Origin of the sequence: Marinobacter sp. LA51, assembly GCF_030297175.1 — a bacterium.
Lineage (GTDB): Bacteria > Pseudomonadota > Gammaproteobacteria > Pseudomonadales > Oleiphilaceae > Marinobacter > Marinobacter apostichopi.
This window is the reverse complement of sequence record NZ_AP028070.1, coordinates 2,661,505-2,680,609: the sequence shown is the minus strand read 5'-3', so window position 1 is coordinate 2,680,609 and position 19,105 is coordinate 2,661,505. Positions and strand designations below refer to the sequence as shown.

Here is a 19,105-nt window from a genome sequence, read left to right as displayed (position 1 = left end):
CCCAGAGACCGGAAAAGGTTAACAGGACTTACCCATGACCGCTACAGCACCCTCCACGGCAATCCGTCACGACTGGACGCTGCAAGAAGCACGCGACCTGTTCGAGCTTCCGTTCAACGATCTTCTGTTCCGTGCCCAGAGTGTACATCGCGAACACTTTGATCCTAACGAGGTCCAGGTCAGCACTTTGCTGTCGATCAAGACCGGTGCCTGCCCGGAGGATTGCAAGTATTGCCCGCAAAGCGGTCACTACAATACCGGGCTCGAGAAGGAAAAGTTGCTCGAAATCGAGAAGGTTGTTGCTGAAGCAAAGGCCGCGAAAGGCAAGGGCGCCTCGCGGTTCTGCATGGGCGCAGCCTGGCGCAGCCCGTCCAAAAAGGACATGCCCTATGTCCTCGATATGGTTAAGCAGGTGAAGTCTCTGGGCCTGGAAACCTGTATGACCCTGGGCATGCTGAAAGAGAGTCAGGCGAAAGAGCTGGCGGACGCCGGGTTGGATTACTACAACCACAATCTGGACACCTCCGAGAAGTTTTACAGCCACATCATCACGACCCGTACCTATAAAGATCGTCTGGACACGCTGGATAACGTTCGCAAGGCGGGCATGAAGGTGTGTTGTGGCGGCATTCTGGGTATGGGTGAAGACGAAGATGACCGGGTTGGCCTGTTGCTTCAGTTGGCGAATTTGCCGCAGCACCCCGAGAGTGTGCCGGTGAATATGCTGGTGAAGGTGAAGGGCACCCCCATGGAAAACGTGGAAGACCTGGACCCGTTCGAATTTGTTCGTATCATCGCGGTGGCCCGCATCATGATGCCGGCTTCCCATGTTCGCCTGTCTGCGGGTCGGGAAAACATGAACGAGCAGATGCAGGCACTGTGTTTCCTGGCAGGCGCAAACTCCATTTTCTATGGCGAGAAGCTGCTGACCACCGCCAATCCGGAAGCGGACGCGGACATGGAACTGTTCCGTCGCCTTGGTATTCGTCCAGAGCAGCGGGAGCAGTGCGCTTCCGAGGAGCAGGAGGAAGAGGCGATCACTGAGGCGGTGGAGTATGAGGCTACGCGCCACATGTTCTATGACGCCACGCGGGAATCTGCGTAACGCTCTGCCACGAATTGATCAGTCCTGGGGAAGCGACAAGCGGGTACTGCTCCCCGGGATACGCTACAAGCACCTCCCTGTGCGCTTGATTCGGGCCATCCCTGGCCCTCAACAATCCCGGGGAGCAGTACCCGCTCGTCGCCCATGCCTTTGAGCTAAACGTCAGGTGTTGCCGTGCGGGACTTTGCTCTAGAACTCGAACAGCGAAAACAGGCCGGGCTCTACCGAACCCGTCGCCAGATCTCAGGCCCCCAGCAGCCGGTTTTAACCTCCGACGGCAAACCCCTGCTGTCATTCTGCAGTAACGATTACCTGGGCTTGGCCAACCACCCGGCGAATATCGATGCACTCAGGGATGCGCTGCCCGAGACCGGACTCGGTGGCGCCGCGTCGCACCTGATTTGCGGTCATCACGATGCCCATCATCAGCTGGAAGAGCGGCTTGCCGAGTTCACCGGCCGCAGCTCAGCGTTGTTTTTCTCCACCGGCTATATGGCCAACATGGGCGTGATCTCAGCCTTGGCCGGGCGCGGTGATACCATCTTCTCCGACCGGCTCAATCACGCTTCGATTATCGACGGCTGCATCCTGAGTCGGGCAAGGGTTCGGCGCTATGCTCATGGTGATGTCGGAGCCCTTGAAACGATGCTGGCGCAAACCTCTGGCCATAAGTTGGTTGTAACGGATGGCGTGTTCAGCATGGATGGCGATGTCGCCCCGTTGAAGGATCTTGCGCAGGTATGTCGGACACACGATGCTTTGTTAGTGGTCGATGATGCCCATGGCATCGGTGTGCTTGGTCCCCAAGGTCGCGGCAGTATTGCTGCACAGGGGTTGTCCGAAGAGGATGTGCCAGTGCTTATCGGCACCCTGGGGAAAGCCGTGGGCACCAGTGGTGCCTTCGTCGCGGGGTCCTCGGTGTTGATGGATTATCTGGTCCAGAAGGCCCGGACCTATATCTACACCACGGCCATGCCGCCGGCCATTGCCGCCGCGACCTCTGCCAGTATTGACCTGATCGAACGCGACGACGAGCGCCGCCGGCATCTCGAGAAATTAATCGCAGTTTTTCGGCAGCAAGCGATGGCCATGGGTTATCAGCTGATGCCTTCCGAGACCCCGATTCAGCCCATTATGGTGGGCGATAACTGGACTGCCCTTGAGTTGAGCAAAGCTCTTGAGCAGCAGGGATTGCTGGTAACTGCCATTCGGCCACCTACGGTGCCCGAGGGTGAAGCTCGGCTGCGCGTAACCTTTAGCGCGGCACACAGTGAGGCAGACCTGAACCGCTTGTTGCAGGCCCTGTCCAGCTGCCGTCACTTGTTGCCCAGCCCCGGGGTGGCGGTGTGAGCGCAGTGGTTACCAGTGTCTCCGGGTCGGATCGGGCGCCGGAAGCATTGGCGACTTCGATTGCAGACAAATCCCTTATTGCCAGTCAGTTCGGTGGTGCCAGTAAAACTTATGACGGCGCCTCCCGGTTGCAGCAGATTATGGGTAACGAGATGTTGGGTGCGCTGAAGCGCGCCGGGGATGATCTCCGGCCACGGCGAATCCTGGATCTTGGTTGCGGCACCGGTTGGTTCACCCGCAGGATCGCGCAGAGCTGGCCGTGCCAGGTAACCGGTGTGGACTTATCCCCCGGGATGATCGGGCAGGCCAGTGAGCAGTCTGGCCCGGTAGTTGAGTGGTTGGTCGCTGACGCAGAGTCTCTGCCGTTCCCGTCCGACAGTTTTGATGTGGTGTTCAGTAACCTGATGGTGCAGTGGTGTGATGATCCGCGCACTGTGTTCGCCGAGTGTCGGCGGGTACTGAGACCGGGCGGGCGGTTGGTGCTGTCTACGCTTCTGGAAGGTACCCTTACTGAGCTCAAGCAGGCCTGGGCTGTGGCTGATCCGGGCCAGCCGCACATCAATCGGTTTGAGTCTGAATCTGATTTGCGGCAACGGATTGAGGCTCTTTTACCGGATGCCCGTGTGGACACCCGGACCATAGCGTTACCCTATGCGTCGCCGATGGCGCTTGCCGCTGAGTTGCGCCTGCTGGGTGCCGGTTTCAAGAGTGAAAATCGGCGCAAGACCCTGACCGCGCCTGGCCGCGTCCGCACTATGTGCCGGAATTATCCCAAACAATCCGATGGCACAGCCGTCGCCAGTTATGAAGCGGCGTGGGTGTATTGGCAGGCATCCTGAGTTTTGTTTACCTTCCCTCTTCAATAAACCTCGGAATTTCATAAGTTATGGCCAAGAAAACCTTTTTCGTTACTGGCACTGACACAGGCGTGGGCAAGACCATGGTGTCGGCGGCAATTCTCGAGGCGGCTCGAGCTGCTGGTCTGCGCACCCTGGCAATGAAGCCGATTGCATCCGGCTGTGACGAAACACCGGACGGCTTGCGCAATGAAGATGCCCTTGCCCTGCAGAGCGCCATGACCGAATCATTGGCCTATGAGGTAATCAATCCGGTCGCCCTGAAGCCGGCGATTGCACCCCATGTGGCTGCGGCTCAGGCCGGCAAGGCCGTCACCGCGCAGCGTTTGATCGGGTTCTGCCGCGGGCTCCAGCTTCGTTCGGCCGACTTGATGCTGATCGAGGGTGCGGGTGGCTGGCGGGTCCCGCTGAATGAGCGGGAAACCTATGCGTCATTGCCGCGCGAGCTGGGCACGCCGGTGATTCTGGTGGTTAGTCTGAAGCTCGGGTGTATAAACCATGCTCTGCTGACTGCCGAGGCAATCCGGGCGGATGGTCTTGTCGTGGCAGGCTGGGTGGCCAATCGGGCAGAAGCCGAAACGATGAGTTGCGAGCATGAGACGCTGGATTACCTGCGTTCGCACATGGCCGCGCCGTGTCTGGGGGAGCTGCCCTGGTTGGCAGACCCGGATCCCGTGGCCCTGGCATCGCATCTTGATCTCAAATATTTGATTGAAAATTGACCAGGAATGTGGCTAACTTGAGTCAATAATTGGTCAGTGGAAGCTGTAGCTATGATCAGTAATACACTTGCAATCGGTATTCAGGGTATCCAGGACGGCATGGTCGGTATGGACAATGCGGCCCGGAAAATTGCTCGTGGTGGTGTCGACGGTCCCCAAGGGACTGCAGAAGGCGCCGGTAGTCTGGTTGAGCCCATCATTGACCTGAATTTATACGAGCGCAGCGTCGAGGCCTCGGCCCAGGTCGTGAAGGCGGCCGACGAAACGCTCGGTACCCTCTTGGACATCATGGCTTGAATATCGCGGCCTGAGTACCAGTCTTGAACGCAATATCCCCAAATCTTCCAGTCTTTTCCCCGTCGGTCACCGGTCAGGTCTCGCCTCGGCCTGAAGCCGAACCCTCCCGAACGGATAGCAGTTCTGGTAAAGGCCAACCCAAGGCCCGTGCCAGCGGTGACTCCGCAACGCCTGAGCAGGGGCTGAGCCCGGAAGAGCTCAAGCAGCTTACTGAACTTAAAGCCCGAGATCGCGAAGTGCGTGCCCACGAAGCGGCGCACCAGGCGGTGGGCGGTCAGTACGCGGGTGCCATCTCCTATACCTTCCAGCGCGGTCCCGACGGTGCTCAGTACGCTGTGGGCGGGGAGGTGCCGATTGATGTGTCTTCGGTTCCAGGCGATCCGCAGGCAACCATTGAAAAAATGCGCGTGGTGCGCGCAGCGGCCATGGCGCCGGCGGAGCCCTCCGGTCAGGACCGGGCAGTCGCTGCAGAAGCCATGCAGGTGATGCTGAAAGCCCAGTCTGAGGTGATGTCCGGACAGGAAGAAACCGAAAACGCTAAGCTCAAGCCGGGGCAGGGCGGTGAAGACGACCCACAATCGCGCACCGCTCAACAGGCGACCGGCGCCTACCAAACTGTCTCTGCGATGACTGATGTCGCTGAGCAGCAGCGCCCAGGCTTTCGTCCGGTTGCTGCCTGACGGGCAGTCCTCTCTTTAATCCTGACTTCTTTCTTGCTCCAGGTGCGTTGCGCCCCTGCCTGCAACCTATTGTATTTCTTCGGGACCACGCTTGTAGCGCGCATTCCGGTCACGCATCGCAACACAAATTTTTAGATCGACTATTGACAATTCTGTGCCTCTAAACGTATGTTTCAAACAAGTGTTTAATTAAGGCTGCAGCGCGGTGCGTTGTGGTGTTTGAGAAAAAACCGAGGCTGAAAGCTGACAATCTGATTCAGCGAAGCCCGAAAACCGAGGTGGATTCCATGCCTGACTACAAAGCGCCCCTGCGTGACATCAAATTCGTAATGACCGAGCTGCTGGACAGCGAGAAGCACTACACCAACCTGGAAGGCGCAGAAGACGCCACTCCGGATATGGTGGACGCCATTATCGGAGAAGGTGCCAAGCTCTGTGAGCAGGTTCTGTCTCCGCTGAACCAGGTCGGTGACCAAGAGGGCTGTACCTGGAGCGAAGACGGCGTGAAGACGCCGACAGGCTTCAAGGAAGCTTACCAGCAGTATGTGGAAGGCGGCTGGCCGTCCATGACTGCCGATCCCAACTACGGTGGCCAGGGCCTGCCGAGTTCCCTGGGCATTGTGATCAGCGAAATGGTGGGTACCGCCAACTGGTCTTTCGGTATGTACCCGGGCCTGAGCCACGGTGCGACCAACACCATTGAAGAGCACGGTACCGAAGAGCAGAAACAGACCTACCTGACCAAGCTGATTAGCGGCGAGTGGACTGGCACCATGTGTCTGACCGAGCCGCACTGCGGTTCCGATCTGGGTACTCTGCGCACCAAGGCCGAGCCGAATGCCGACGGCACCTACGCCATTACCGGCACCAAGATCTTTATCTCAGCTGGCGAGCACGACATGGCTGAGAACATTGTTCACATCGTTCTGGCGCGCCTGCCGGGCGCTCCGGAAGGCACCAAGGGTATTTCCCTGTTCATCGTGCCCAAGAACCTGCCGAACGAAGACGGCTCTTCCGGTGAGCGCAATGCCGTTTCCTGTGGTTCCATCGAGCACAAGATGGGTATCCATGGTAACGCTACCTGCGTGATGAACTTTGACGGCGCGAAAGGCTGGTTGATCGGTCCTGAGAACCGTGGCCTGAACTGCATGTTTACGTTCATGAACACCGCCCGTATCGGTACTGCTCTCCAGGGTCTGGGTGCTGCCGAGCTGGGCTTCCAGGGCTCCCTGGCCTACGCCAAGGATCGCCTGGCCATGCGCTCCCTGAGCGGCCCGAAGAATCCGGAAGGCATTGCCGATCCGATCATCGTGCACCCGGACGTGCGCCGCATGCTGCTGACTCAGAAAGCCGTTGCCGAAGGCGCCCGTGCCTTGATCTACCTGACTGCACAGCAGGCTGATATCGTTCAGAGCGGCAAAACAGAAGAAGAGCGTAAGGCCGCTGACGAAGCCCTGGGCTTCCTGACACCGATCGCCAAGGCCTTCCTCACCGAAATCGGCTACGAATCCGCCAACCTGGGCATGCAGGTGTTTGGTGGCCACGGCTTCATCTCCGAGTGGGGTATGGAACAGAACGTACGTGATGCCCGTATCGGCATGATCTACGAAGGCACCACCGGCATTCAGGCGCTGGATTTGCTGGGCCGTAAGGTTCTGATGACCCAGGGTGAGTCCCTGAAGGGCTTTACCAAGCAGGTACACGTTTTCTGCAAGGAAAATGCCGACAACGAGCAGTTGAAGGAATTTGTTGAGCCGCTGGCGGCCATCAACAAGGAGTGGGGCGACCTGACCATGAAGGTTGGCATGACCGCCATGAAGAACCGTGAAGAAGTAGGTGCCGCGTCTGTGGACTACCTGATGTATTCCGGTTACGCGGTGTTTGCCTACCTCTGGGCCCGCATGGCCAAGGTCGCACTGGACACCATGGCAGATGGAACCTCTGAAGAGATGTTCTACACCGCCAAGGTGCAGACCGCACGCTTCTACTTCAAGCGTATGCTGCCGCGTTCCAAGGCTCACGCAGAAAGCATGCTGGCCGGCGCCGACAGTCTGATGGACATGCCTGAGGAAGCCTTCGCCCTGTAAGGCGCGGGCACCGAAGGACAGTCCGAGAGGACAAAAAGCCCGCGCTCCACGGACGCGGGCTTTTTCATGAGTTGAGGTTCGCTTTTAAGGTAGAATAGACACTCATAAAAACGAATTTGGAGCGGACATACCGCCCAGACAGGCGTGCCGGGCCCAGTTAAACAGCCGGCAGCGCCTGGACAGACTGACTGATTTTGGAGAGTTATAGATGGCTGATTACCAGGCACCTCTACGTGACATGCGTTTTGTTTTGAACGAAGTTTTCGATGCCCCCGCTCTGTGGGCGTCCCTGCCCAAGGTTGCAGAAAACGTCGACCCGGATACCGCGGACGCGATTCTGGAAGAGGCCGGCAAGATCACTAGCGGTGTGCTGGCGCCCCTGAACCGTGAGGGTGATGAGCAGGGCAGCAAGTGGAATAACGGTGAAGTCACTGCGCCGGAGGGCTTCAAGGAAGCCTACCAGACCATTGTGGAAGGTGGCTGGAACGGTCTCGGTGGTAACCCGGACTTCGGCGGCATGGGTATGCCCAAAACACTGGTCGCCCAGTTTGAGGAAATGATGCAGGGCGCCAACATGGCCTTTGGCCTGGCCCCGATGCTGACCGCCGGCGCGTGTCTGGCGCTGGATGCTCACGGTAGCCAGGAACTCAAGGAAAAATATCTGCCGAATATGTACTCCGGTGTCTGGTCCGGTGCCATGGACCTGACTGAGCCTCACGCCGGTACCGATCTGGGTATTATTCGCACCAAAGCCGAGCCGAACAGTGATGGCTCATTCAACGTCACAGGTACCAAGATTTTCATTACCTGGGGCGAGCACGACATGGCCGAGAATATTATTCACCTGGTACTCGCCAAGTTGCCGGATGCGCCCAAGGGGCCGAAGGGCATTTCCCTGTTCCTGGTGCCAAAGTTCATGGTGAACGACGACGGTTCCCTGGGAGAGCGCAACAGCTTCAGCTGTGGCTCCCTCGAGAAGAAGATGGGCATCAAGGGGTCTGCCACCTGCGTGATGAACTTCGACGGCGCCAGGGGCTGGCTTGTCGGCGAGGAAAACAAGGGTCTGGCGGCGATGTTTACCATGATGAACTACGAGCGCCTGGGTGTTGGCATTCAGGGTATTGGTGCCGCCGAAGCTTCTTTGCAGAGTGCCCGGGAATACGCGCTGGACCGCATTCAGAGCCGCGCACCTACCGGTGCTCAACAGCCAGAAAAGGCAGCCGATCCGATTCTGGTGCATCCGGACGTTCGCCGCATGCTGCTGACCATGAAAGGTTATGTTGAGGGCGGACGGGCATTCTCCACTTATGTTGCCCAATGGCTGGATATCTCCAAGTATGCGGACGCTGCAGAAGAAGAGCGTCGCAAACACGCTGAAGGCATGGTGGCATTGCTGACGCCGGTAGCCAAAGCCTTCCTCACTGACCGTGGCTTGGATGCCTGCATCATGGGCCAGCAGGTGTTTGGCGGCCATGGCTTCATTCGCGAGTGGGGACAGGAACAACTGGTTCGCGATTGCCGGATCACCCAGATTTACGAAGGTACCAATGGTATTCAGGCGCTGGATCTGATGGGCCGTAAAGTGGTTGGAAGCCAGGGCAAGCTTTATGAGCTGTTTGCCCAGGACGTGGCCGCATTCATCGAAGAGAACAGCGCTGATCAGAATTTGCGTCCATTCCTTGAGCCTCTGGCAGCCGCTTTCGAGCGTTTGTCCGATGTCACTGAGCACGTGATCCAGCAGGCTGGTGATAACCCCGATGCCGTTGGTGCGGCGTCTGTGGATTACCTCGACCTGTTCGGCCTGACTGCACTCGGCTACATGTGGGCGAGAATGGTCAAGGCGGCTGCGCCAAAGGCTGAGGGTGACAGCTCCGGTTTCTACTCCGGAAAGCTGAAAACTGCACGCTTCTATTTCGATCGCCTGCTGCCGAAGACAGTTTCCCTCGCCGAAGGCATCCGCAGTGGAAGCGATTCCATGATGGCACTGACTGCGGAAGAGTTTTGATCTGCAGCGGTTAGTGATATTGGGACAGAAAGCATAAAAAAGCAGGCCATCTGGCCTGCTTTTTTGTTTCGACGGGTATCGCGCTTTTTGCGGCTTCTTCCTGGCTAACTCAGAGCTGCTCGATGAGTTCCGGGTTAGTCACGAAAGGGTTTTTATTACCCTGGATTTCGCTAACGCGGCGGTGACGCGTCAACTCGGTGTCATCCGGTGGATCGTTTCGGCTCCAGTCCTGAAATATCGGGGTGGCGCCAATCCAGGGCAGGTCATAGGTGTCCACCATGTAGGCGACTGTGCGTGCGACGTCACCCTTGACCCGCTTGGGGGGGTCAAAGAACCCTGCGCTTTCGCGAATGCCACAGTCGCTGGGCTTCACTGTCGCTCCGAGGTCCTCGTAGCGCACATTACGACGCTGCATTTCGATCCGGGATTTAACCGGAACCATGTTGTGCAGATCTGAGGCAATCTGTCGGTACCGATTGTCTTTCTCGCATGAGCGGGAGGTGCCGCAGTCCAGTGCACTGCGAATGTCGGCCAGCGGGTAAATGTAGCCATCGGTTAGCAAGAAACCCTTGCTGGTAAATGTGGTGTCGCAGAAAAAGGAGTTGCCACCCTCAGCGTAAAGGTTACCCCAAAATTCACTCTTGATGACCGTGTCGGGATCGCTAAAACGGGTGTTTTGACCAATCACCAGGCTAGCGGACAGCAATAGTGACAGGGTGACGAGTGTCAGAGAGAAGTGTTTCATACGCCTGTGATGCCTCGCAGAGTCGGTAAGCGTCTGTACTGGTTGGGCCTCCTTTGCCCGGATGGTCAAAAATATGACGCTTTGACCACTTATACTGTGAAGTATGGCACAGTGACGAGAGCTGAATGCGGCTCTTTGTTTGCTATTTGTGGCATTTTGTTAACCAGTTAACGCTTCACTTCAGCTTATTGCGAATGTTCTGGTACCCGCTCTTCAGATCTTCCCCTAGCTTCTGAGCTGTTTGGCGGGCTTCCTTGGATGCGTCTTCGCTATCGTGCAGCACCTCCTCCAATCGGTTACGGAACCGTTCCCACTCATGCTCGAGATCGTCCCATTCATCCTTGACGTCTTCCTTGGCCAGGTGCATCTGGACACGGGCCTCATCGCGATACTGTTTTATCTTTTCCGAGAGTTTTTTCAGATCTTCTTGCAGGTTCATCTCAAACGCCTCCTTCAATTGCGGGTATTTGTTTAAGATGCGCCGACCAGCAAATTTCTGTCAAGCGCCGCGTCGGCCAGCAGGCATGGGAGTGGAGAGGGCTTGATCCGGGTCAGGATCGAGCTGACAACAGCAGCGAGAGGTCCCGCAGATAGTGCCATGGTGTCAGGCTGTCGAAGCCTTTGGCGGCGCGATCAATCTGGCTGCAGATCTCAATGGCCTGATGGAGTTGGGGGCGGGAAAGACGCCGCGAGGCCTGTTCAATTACCCGGGCACGCTGGGGCTGAAACACGCCCCGTTTTTTCAGAAAGGCGCTGGGATTTTCACCTTGGCTGGCTGCCCCCCTGAGTTCAAGGATCAGGTTCAGGTCGCGGGTAAGTACCGAAAGCAGTCCGAGAGGATTTTCTCCCTCCTGCTGCAGTACGCCGATCATTTTTCCAGCGTGGGGCGCGCGGCCGGCGAGCAGTTCCGTCACCAGCTCAAAACCATTGAACCGGGAACTGTCCTGAACGGCTTGCTCTACGGTTTTTTCGTCGATGGTGTCTGTACCACTGAGCAGCGACAGACGATCAAGTTCCTGGCTGGCGGCAAGCAGATTGCCCTCCAGACGCTCTGCCAGGATGGCCAAGGCGCCTCGGGTCAGACTCAGGCCCCGGCTTGAGGCCCGTTGCTGCAGCCAGCCGAGGAATTTGTCCGCGTCCACGGGCCAGACCGGCACATGAACGCCTTTGTTCTGAAGTTCCTTGTACCATTTTCGGCGCGTCTCCGCGGCATCCAGTCGGGCACTGATCAGCAAGAGGATGATGTCTTCCGGGGGCTCCTGCAGTACTCGTTCCAACACTGCCCGTCCGTCCCCCAGCTTGCCGGTAGGCAGATGGATCTCGATGCGCCGGCGTTCGGCAAACAGCGACATGGCGCTAAACTCGTCAGCCACGGCGTTCCAGTCCAGCTGATTGTCGGCGTGGAAGGTCAGTCGATCGACAAAACCGGCATCCAGCGCTGCCTTGCGGACCTGATCACAGCATTCCTGTACCAACAAGGGTTCATCGCCGGAGATGAGGTAGACCGGCGACAGGCCTTTTTTCAGCAGTTGGGGAAGCTGGCCTGGTTGTGTTTTCATGGCGCTGGCGCGTCGTTATCCGGCTGATCACCGGAGTCCGATTGGTGTTGATCCCGGATGCTGTCAATGCGGGCCTGTGTCAGCGGTGCTAACCGGAAAATGATCTGCTGGGCCAGGCGGCTGCTGAGCTGGGTCTGCAACTCCTCTTCCTCGCGCTGTTTGGCCAGCACGTTGGTTTCGTCATAGCGGTAACTTTCGCTGGAGGTCAGGCGGGTGTCGCCAATGATCGGCACCTGATCGGTGCTGATCAGCTCCAGGCTGACCGAGTTGCGCAGGGTGTATTCAGCGGCGGCAGCCTGAACCGTGATCGCCGAGGCCCGGCGGTCCTGCTGGAAGTCACTGAGTTTCATGACGTAAGCGGCATCGCCAGCTTCGGTAAGCTTCACATCGCCCAACTCCAGCTGATCACGCACGGATTCGCACAGCAACTCCGGCACGCCGCGCGCGCACTCAACCTTCAGAGGCTGCAGTGCTGCCGATACCGGCGGCGCACCGCGCAACTGGAAACCGCAACCGGCTATCGTGGTCATGACAATAGCCGCTATGACCGCGGGCAAGGCCGAAAAAGGTGCCGAGCGAAGGGGCATATCAGTTGGCCACCACGTTTACCAGTTTGCCTGGAACCACGATTACCTTGCGTATCGTAGCGCCCTCGGTAAACCGCACAACGTTCTCGTTTTCCAACGCCAGCTTTTCCAGGTCGGCCTTGCCAATGTCGGCAGGGACGTCCTGCTTTGCACGGACCTTGCCATTGACCTGCAGAACGACCTGGATCTGGCTACGAACCATGGCGTCCTTGTCGGCCGCCGGCCACTTGGCATCGACCACCGGCTCTTCGTGCCCCAGCGACTGCCACAGTGAGTGGCAGATATGGGGAACAATCGGTGACAACACCAGTACCGCGGTGTTAAGGGCTTCCTGGCGTACGGCACGGCTCTGGGGTTCGTTGTCCGACAGCTTGCCGGCCTCATTGAGGAGCTCCATGACGGCGGCAATAGCGGTGTTGAAAGTCAGACGGCGGCTGACGTCGTCACTGACCTTGGCAATAGTTTCGTGGGTCTTGCGACGCAGGTCTTTCTGGGCGTCGTTCAGTTCGTCCGCGTTCAGTGTCGGTGAAGGACCTTCAGCAGTGTGTTCATTTACCATCCGCCACAGGCGTTTAAGGAACCGGTGGGCCCCTTCGACGCCGCTGTCAGACCACTCCAGAGACTGCTCCGGGGGCGCGGCGAACATCATGAACAGGCGAACGGTATCGGCGCCGTGCTCATCGATGATGGCCTGGGGATCAATGCCGTTGTTTTTGGATTTGGACATCTTCGTGACACCACCGATTTCTACCGGTGCGCCATCTTGCTTATGGATGGCCCGGATGACCTGGCCCTTGCTGTCACGCTCCACGGTGACATCAGCAGGCGCGATCCAGGTGGTCTTGCCGGTGTCGTCAGTGCGGAAGTAGGTTTCGGCCAACACCATGCCCTGGCACAGCAGGCGGTTGAACGGCTCGGAGCTGTTCACCAGGCCAACGTCGCGCAGCATCTTGTGGAAGAAGCGGGCGTACAGCAGGTGCAGGATGGCGTGCTCGATGCCGCCAATGTACTGGTCCACCGGCAGCCAGTAGTTGGCTGCGGCCGGATCCAGCATGCCCTTGTCGTAGTTGGGGCTGCAGAACCGCGCGTAATACCACGACGACTCCATGAAGGTATCGAAGGTGTCCGTCTCCAGGGTGGCCGGCTGGCCTTCAAAACTGGTCTTGGCCCACTCGGGGTCGGCCTTGATCGGTGACTGAACGCCATCCATCTCAACGTCTTCCGGCAGGCGCACCGGCAGTTGGTCGTCGGGGACCGGACGCTCGGTGCCGTCTTCCAGGGTCATCATGGGGATGGGTGCGCCCCAATAGCGCTGGCGTGATACGCCCCAATCCCGCAGGCGATAGTTGACCGTGCGTTTGCCAATGCCCTGTGCTTCCAGGTGATCAGCAATCTCGCCGAAGGCTTCGTCACTGGTCAGGCCGCTGTACTTGCCGGACGAGACCAGGGTGCCTTTCTCGGTGAAGGCCTGTTCCTGGACATCGAGCTCGCGGCCATCTTTGGCTGCGATTACCTGCTTGATCGGCAGGCGGTACTTGAGGGCAAACTCGTGGTCGCGCTCATCGTGACCGGGAACGGCCATCAGCGCGCCGGTGCCGTAATCGGTCAGCACGAAGTTGGCGATCCAGACCGGGATCTCTTCCTGGGTCAGCGGATGGATGGCCTTGAAGCCAGTATCAATACCTTTCTTTTCCATAGTGGCCAGTTCGGCTTCGGCCACCTTGCTGTTCCGGCATTCGTCAACAAACTCGGCGACATCGCGGTGGCGCTTTGCGGCGGCCTTGGCCAGCGGGTGCTCGGCGGCCACGGCCATGTAACTCACGCCCATCAGGGTATCCGGGCGAGTGGTGTACACCGTCAGGCCGTCGTCGCCGTCTTTCAGCGGGAAGGTCAGTTCGGTACCCACGGATTTACCGATCCAGTTGCGCTGCATGGTCTTGACCTGTTCCGGCCAGTCTTCCAGCTGGTCCAGATCGTTCAGCAATTCCTCGGCGTAGTCGGTAATGCGGATGAACCACTGGGGAATCTTTTTCTGTTCGACCAGGGCGCCGGAACGCCAGCCGCGACCATCGACCACCTGCTCATTGGCCAGGACAGTCTGATCGATCGGATCCCAGTTGACGGTGGACATCTTCTTATACACCAGGCCTTTCTCGTACAGGCGCGCAAAGAACCATTGTTCCCAGCGGTAGTAATCAGGCTTGCAGGTAGCGAGTTCCCGGTTCCAGTCGTAACCGAAGCCCAGCTGCTTGAGCTGGTTCTTCATGTAATCGATGTTGGAATGCGTCCATTTTGCGGGCGCAGTCTTGTTGGCAATGGCGGCGTTTTCGGCCGGCAGACCGAAGGCGTCCCACCCCATGGGCTGCATGACATTTTTGCCCTGCATGCGCTGGTAACGGGAAATTACGTCGCCAATGGTGTAGTTGCGAACGTGGCCCATGTGCAGCTTGCCGCTGGGGTAGGGGAACATGGAGAGGCAGTAGTACTTGGGCTTGCCCGGTTCTTCCTTTACTTCGAAGGTCTTGTTCTCCTCCCAGAAGGTGCGGGCATTCTGTTCTACATTGCGTGGATTGTATTGCTCGTCCATTGCTGCCATTACCAAAGTTACCCTGTATCAAAATGATGTTCGGAGCGGCCGGACATTCTAACGCACAGAGGGCCTGACAGGTAGTCTGCCAAATTTCGGATCCTGTGCCAGACTGAACAGTATTGAAGGGAGAGCCAATATGACTGAACCAGAACGAAGCCATCTTTCCGGTAAGGCACTTGAGGTATACGACCGGATGCTGGAGCGGGTGCAGGGCCGGTTGAAGCTGGTACAGGAGACATCGCTCGATACCTTGGAGGAAGAGATCAAGAATGCGATCGAGTTCGAGTACGAGCTGGAGGAAATGACCCGGGAGGAGGCGGATTTGTTGGGCGCCTACCTCCAGCGCGATTTAGCCCATCTGATGCATTTCGTGGACGAAACCGGTGAGGGGCTGACCGAATGGCTGCAGCTGGATATCTCTCTGCTGGAGCATCAATTAGCCGACCGATTGCTTTCCGTGGCCGATCAGACCCGGGTGGATACCCTGGAGCTAAATCAGAAGCTGGAAAACGACAATGCCGGCCACTACATCTCCGGTGAAGTGGCCACCGCCGGCATGTTCCGATGCCTGAACTGCAGCCACATGCGCTGCCTGACCGCCACCAGTCATCTGGAACCCTGCGACGCCTGCGGCTCCCACTACTACGAGCGGGTTACGAGCCGCTGGCCGAGACGGGAGGAATAATCCGCTCTCGCACGAACACCACCAGGATCACGGCCAGAGTCAGTACCGGCCAGGAGCCGGTCTGCATGTAGGGGGTGCTGCCTGTCGCCGTGTACACCTCACCCTGCAGGGTGGCCTTTTCGAACTGGGGAATGGTCTCGGTGATCTGGCCCCGGTTATTGATGATTGCGGTGACGCCGTTGTTGGTGCCACGCAGCATGTAACGACCGGTTTCCAGTGCCCGCATGCGGGCGATCTGCAAGTGCTGCAGCGGACCAATGGAATCGCCGAACCAGCCGTCGTTGCTGATGGTCAGCAGCAGATCCGCGTTGCGACTGTTGAAAGCAACAAAGTCCGGGTAGGCCACCTCGTAGCAAATGAACGGCATGATACGCATGCCATTAGCCTGGAGCGGGCCCTGGTAGTCCGGGCCGCGGCTGAAGCTGCTCATGGGCAGATCAAAGAACCCAATCAATCCGCGCAACAGTCCCTGCAAGGGGACGTATTCGCCGAAAGGCACCAGTTTCTGCTTGTGGTAAATCCCTTCGCCGTTGCCGATGGCCATGATGCTGTTGTGGAACGTGAAGTCCTCTATACGGTCGCTGAAGCCGTACCAGGGGATGCCAGTGATCAGGGTGCTGTTATCGCCGAGCTCCTGATCAATGTGTTCAATGATCTTGCCGGCCTTGTCCTGTGGAATCGGGATGGCGGTTTCCGGCCACAGGATCAGATCGGCGTCCCAGTGCGGCTCCGTCATCCCCAGATAGGTCACGATCTGGTCTTTCAGGAAATCCGGATCCCACTTGATCTGCTGGGGGATATTGCCCTGCATGGCCACAAAGCTGGTCGGCTCAGAGTCGACGTCGGTCCAGGCTACCTGGTTGATCGCAGGGGCTACTACCCAGGGTATGAGTGCGCACAGCAGCGTGACTGCCGCGGCCGCGTGCCGCAGATGCGTGACCAGCCACCAGGCCGCGTAGAGCGCCGCGCCGGTCACCGTTATCCAGAAAGTCAGGCCATGGACACCGACCACAGGCGCCAGTCCTGCCAGTGGGCCATCGGTGTGTGCGGTACCAAGATACAACCAGGGGAAGCCCGTGAGCAGCCAACCTCGGAGCCAGTCGCCCAGAATCCAGATGGCCGGGAACAGGATCAGCCGGCGTACCTGGCTGTCCTTGGCAAGCTTGCCCCAGAACCAGAAGGCCAGGCCATGGAACAGGGCCAGGCCGGCGACGAATATGACGGTGAGCAGGACAGATACGGGAATGGAGGTGTTGCCGTACTGGCTGATGCTGATATAGACCCAGCTGGCACCACTGCCGAACAGGCCGAGGCCGGTGAACCAGCCGGCCTTGAACAGCTTGTCAGCCGCCAGGGGCACCGTAATCAGTAGAATCAGCAGGACTGAAACCGGGCCCAGCCACCAGAATTCAAACGGTGAGAAGGTCAGGGTCTGGATAGCGCCGGCCGCAACAAGCGTGACAATGCTCAGCCAGCGACTGGCGGAGAGCGGGGTACTCAGACCCCGGATTTCGGTAGCTTCACTGCTCACTTCGGGTTACCTGCAACAGACGGATGACTCGGTTATCGGCGTTGGCAATAGTAAAGCGCAAGCCACCGAATGCAACCGTTTCACCGCGTCTGGGCAGATGTCCAAACTCCTTGAGTACAAGACCGCCAATGGTGTCAAACTCTTCCTCATCAAGCTCTGTTTCAAAGAACTCGTTGAAATCGTCGACAGGTGTGACCGCTTTGACTGCGTAGGTACCATCACCGCGGGCCTTGATGTGCGTTTCCTCGTCAAAATCGTGTTCGTCTTCGATTTCGCCGACGATCTGCTCAAGCACGTCTTCAATGGTGATCAGTCCGGCCGTTCCACCGTACTCGTCCACCACAATGGCCATGTGGTTGCGGTTCTCCTTGAACTCCTTCAGCAGCTGGTTCAAGCGCTTGCTTTCCGGAACAAAAGTCGGTGGGCGCAGGATCTCGCGAATTTTCGACCAGTTCAGCTCGTTGTCCAGCGCCAGTGGCAGCAGGTCCTTGGCGAGCAGAACACCGATGACGTCGTCCTGGCTGTCACCAATAACGGGAAAACGGCTGTGAGCGGAAGAAATGATTTCGCCGAGGAACTCTTTGGGTTCTTGAGAAGCTTTGACGGTGACCATCTGGGAGCGCGGGATCATGATTTCATCCACGCGCATGTCGATCACCTGCATGGCACCTTCGATGATGCTCATCGCGTCGGCGTCGATGATGCTTTGGGACTCAGCGTCCCGGAGGATTTCCAGCACGTCCTCAACGGACTCAGGCCCGCTGGCAAAGGCCTGTGATATACGTTCCAGCCAGGACTTTCCGCCCTGACTGCGACTCGACTGATCGTCGTTCATGAGTCTTGTTCCGTTTCCTCTGCTTCGTAAGGGTTGCCAAATCCAAGTTGCGCAAGCAACCGAATCTCAAGGGCTTCCATGACCTCGGCATCTTCATCATCCACGTGATCGTAGCCCTGAAGATGCAGCATACCGTGAACAACCATGTGCGCCCAGTGGGCCGTCAACGTCTTTTTTTGCTCGGCGGCCTCGCGTTCGACAACCGGTGCGCAAATTACGAGATCTCCCGCCAATGGCACCGTTATACCGGCTGGCGCTTCAAATGGGAAGGACAACACATTGGTCGGTTTGTCCTTGCCGCGGAACTCGTTGTTCAGGGCTTGGCTCTCCAGCGTGTCGACGATACGAACCGTCACCTCAGACGGATGCTCGCCCAGCCAGGCGCTTTGTGCCCAGGTCTGAAGCTGGGTGTCGGCGGGTACCTTGCTACACTCGAAAACGTTCTGAATATCGACCGTCAGCTCGTTCACGACTGGCTTCCGCCTCCGTCATCGAACGAATCGTAGGCCTCCACAATGCGCTGAACCAGCGGGTGGCGGACCACGTCCTTCGCTTCGAAGCGGGTAAAGCCAATACCGGATACCTTGCCGAGCACGCCGGCGGCGTGAATCAGGCCCGAGTTCTGGCCGCGCGGCAGATCCACCTGGGTGGTGTCCCCGGTGATCACAGCGGTTGAGCCAAATCCGATGCGGGTCAGGAACATCTTCATCTGTTCCCGAGTGGTGTTTTGGCTCTCATCAAGAATGATGAAAGAGTTGTTCAAGGTACGGCCGCGCATGAACGCCAGCGGCGCAATTTCGATCACGCTCTTTTCAATCAGCCGGGTTACGTGATCGAAGCCAAGCATTTCGTACAGTGCGTCGTACAGCGGGCGCAGATACGGATCGACCTTTTGCGCCAGATCGCCGGGCAGGAATCCCAGTTTTTCACCGGCTTCCACGGCGGGGCGCACCAGCAGAATCCGCTTCACCTGCTCGTCTTTCAGTGCCTCAACGGCGCAGGCAACAGCGAGCCAGGTCTTGCCGGTGCCGGCGGGACCAATACCAAAATTAATGTCGTGGCTGCGGATGCTGTGCACGTACTTTTGCTGGTTCGCACCGCGCGGCTTGGCCTGAAGCTTTGGTGTCTTGATGACCGTAACGGCGCCGTCATAGGGCACGTCTTCCGGCAGGCGCTCGTAGCCTGTCTCACGAATGAAGAGGTGAACGGTATCTGGAGAAATGTCGTCGGTGGCCTCGGTTTCCCGATACAAGTGGCGGATGACCTCTACCGCCGCGGCGACGTGATCGGTCTCGCCCTCAACGCGAAAGTGGTGGCCGCGTCGACCGACTTTCACCTGTAGCCGGCGCTCGATGTGCTTGAGGTTCTCGTCAAACTGGCCGCAGAGAGAGGCGAGCCGGCGCTGATCCACCGGGTGCAGGTCGAATTGTCTGGAATCGTTGGTGTTCAATTAGGCTCCATGTGCAGTGA

The 19,105-nt window shown here is 58.3% G+C and carries 18 protein-coding genes; 9 read left to right on the top strand and 9 right to left on the bottom strand.

Features of this window, described 5'->3' with window-relative positions:
* The first annotated feature begins 34 nt into the window (after positions 1 to 34).
* The 8 genes from bioB (at position 35) to QUE89_RS12270 (ending at position 9,103) form a co-directional block, all read left to right on the top strand.
* Positions 35 to 1,105 carry a biotin synthase BioB gene (bioB, locus tag QUE89_RS12305; protein WP_286220362.1) on the top strand — a complete coding sequence of 357 codons (1,071 nt, stop codon included), beginning with the start codon at positions 35 to 37 and terminating at the stop codon, positions 1,103 to 1,105.
* Between the two features lie 174 nt (positions 1,106 to 1,279).
* A complete protein-coding gene (gene bioF, locus QUE89_RS12300) occupies positions 1,280 to 2,455 on the top strand; it encodes an 8-amino-7-oxononanoate synthase (RefSeq protein ID WP_286220361.1) in 1,176 nt (391 codons plus the stop codon).
* Positions 2,452 to 3,294, top strand: a complete 843-nt coding sequence (bioC, locus tag QUE89_RS12295; protein ID WP_286220360.1) for a malonyl-ACP O-methyltransferase BioC — start codon at positions 2,452 to 2,454, stop codon at positions 3,292 to 3,294. The genes bioF and bioC overlap by 4 nt, the downstream gene beginning before the upstream one ends.
* A gap of 47 nt (positions 3,295 to 3,341) precedes the next feature.
* Positions 3,342 to 4,034, top strand: a complete 693-nt coding sequence (gene bioD / locus QUE89_RS12290; protein WP_286220359.1) for a dethiobiotin synthase — start codon at positions 3,342 to 3,344, stop codon at positions 4,032 to 4,034.
* Positions 4,035 to 4,085: 51 nt separating this feature from the next.
* A complete protein-coding gene (locus QUE89_RS12285) occupies positions 4,086 to 4,331 on the top strand; it encodes a flagellar biosynthesis protein FlgE (protein WP_286220358.1) in 246 nt (81 codons plus the stop codon).
* Between the two features lie 23 nt (positions 4,332 to 4,354).
* Complete coding sequence (locus QUE89_RS12280; RefSeq protein WP_434784071.1) at positions 4,355 to 5,011, top strand: putative metalloprotease CJM1_0395 family protein; 657 nt, start codon at positions 4,355 to 4,357, stop codon at positions 5,009 to 5,011.
* A 287-nt stretch (positions 5,012 to 5,298) separates the two neighbouring features.
* Entirely contained in the window at positions 5,299 to 7,098 is a 1,800-nt protein-coding gene (locus QUE89_RS12275; RefSeq protein WP_286220357.1) for an acyl-CoA dehydrogenase C-terminal domain-containing protein, read from the top strand.
* 208 nt (positions 7,099 to 7,306) lie between these two features.
* Positions 7,307 to 9,103: an acyl-CoA dehydrogenase C-terminal domain-containing protein gene (locus tag QUE89_RS12270; protein ID WP_286220356.1), complete on the top strand. Its 1,797-nt coding sequence runs from the start codon at positions 7,307 to 7,309 to the stop codon at positions 9,101 to 9,103.
* Between the two features lie 109 nt (positions 9,104 to 9,212).
* Here the strand turns inward: QUE89_RS12270 and QUE89_RS12265 are convergent, their stop codons facing one another.
* The 5 genes from QUE89_RS12265 to leuS all read right to left on the bottom strand — a co-directional run bounded on the left by QUE89_RS12265 (position 9,213) and on the right by leuS (position 14,581).
* Positions 9,213 to 9,848, bottom strand: a complete 636-nt coding sequence (locus QUE89_RS12265) for an endonuclease (protein ID WP_286220355.1) — start codon at positions 9,846 to 9,848, stop codon at positions 9,213 to 9,215.
* A gap of 175 nt (positions 9,849 to 10,023) precedes the next feature.
* Positions 10,024 to 10,287 (bottom strand): hypothetical protein, encoded by a 264-nt coding sequence (locus QUE89_RS12260; protein ID WP_286220354.1) that lies wholly within the window; start codon positions 10,285 to 10,287, stop codon positions 10,024 to 10,026.
* 112 nt (positions 10,288 to 10,399) lie between these two features.
* Positions 10,400 to 11,407, bottom strand: coding sequence for a DNA polymerase III subunit delta (gene holA / locus QUE89_RS12255; protein ID WP_286220353.1), 1,008 nt, complete (start codon positions 11,405 to 11,407; stop codon positions 10,400 to 10,402).
* Positions 11,404 to 11,937, bottom strand: a complete 534-nt coding sequence (locus tag QUE89_RS12250) for an LPS-assembly lipoprotein LptE (RefSeq protein ID WP_286220352.1) — start codon at positions 11,935 to 11,937, stop codon at positions 11,404 to 11,406. The genes holA and QUE89_RS12250 overlap by 4 nt, the downstream gene beginning before the upstream one ends.
* Before the next feature lie 58 nt (positions 11,938 to 11,995).
* Positions 11,996 to 14,581: a leucine--tRNA ligase gene (leuS, locus tag QUE89_RS12245; protein WP_286222885.1), complete on the bottom strand. Its 2,586-nt coding sequence runs from the start codon at positions 14,579 to 14,581 to the stop codon at positions 11,996 to 11,998.
* A gap of 139 nt (positions 14,582 to 14,720) precedes the next feature.
* On the opposite strand from leuS, the gene QUE89_RS12240 reads away from it, so the two are divergent.
* The gene (locus QUE89_RS12240; RefSeq protein ID WP_286220351.1) at positions 14,721 to 15,269 is read left to right on the top strand and encodes a zinc ribbon-containing protein; all 549 of its coding nucleotides are present in this window, start codon (positions 14,721 to 14,723) and stop codon (positions 15,267 to 15,269) included.
* Here the strand turns inward: QUE89_RS12240 and lnt are convergent.
* From lnt to QUE89_RS12220, 4 genes are read right to left on the bottom strand one after another with little or no spacing between them, the layout of a single operon-like run.
* On the bottom strand, positions 15,238 to 16,800 hold the full coding sequence (gene lnt / locus QUE89_RS12235; RefSeq protein ID WP_286220350.1) for an apolipoprotein N-acyltransferase: 1,563 nt from the start codon (positions 16,798 to 16,800) through the stop codon (positions 15,238 to 15,240). The two genes, QUE89_RS12240 and lnt, sit on opposite strands and share 32 nt — an antisense overlap.
* Positions 16,790 to 17,635, bottom strand: coding sequence for a CorC family transporter (locus QUE89_RS12230; protein WP_286220349.1), 846 nt, complete (start codon positions 17,633 to 17,635; stop codon positions 16,790 to 16,792). Before QUE89_RS12230 ends, lnt begins: the two co-directional genes overlap by 11 nt.
* On the bottom strand, positions 17,632 to 18,105 hold the full coding sequence (ybeY, locus tag QUE89_RS12225; RefSeq protein ID WP_286220348.1) for an rRNA maturation RNase YbeY: 474 nt from the start codon (positions 18,103 to 18,105) through the stop codon (positions 17,632 to 17,634). The genes QUE89_RS12230 and ybeY overlap by 4 nt, the downstream gene beginning before the upstream one ends.
* Positions 18,102 to 19,085: a PhoH family protein gene (locus QUE89_RS12220; protein WP_138439286.1), complete on the bottom strand. Its 984-nt coding sequence runs from the start codon at positions 19,083 to 19,085 to the stop codon at positions 18,102 to 18,104. The genes ybeY and QUE89_RS12220 overlap by 4 nt, the downstream gene beginning before the upstream one ends.
* Positions 19,086 to 19,105: the final 20 nt, after the last annotated feature.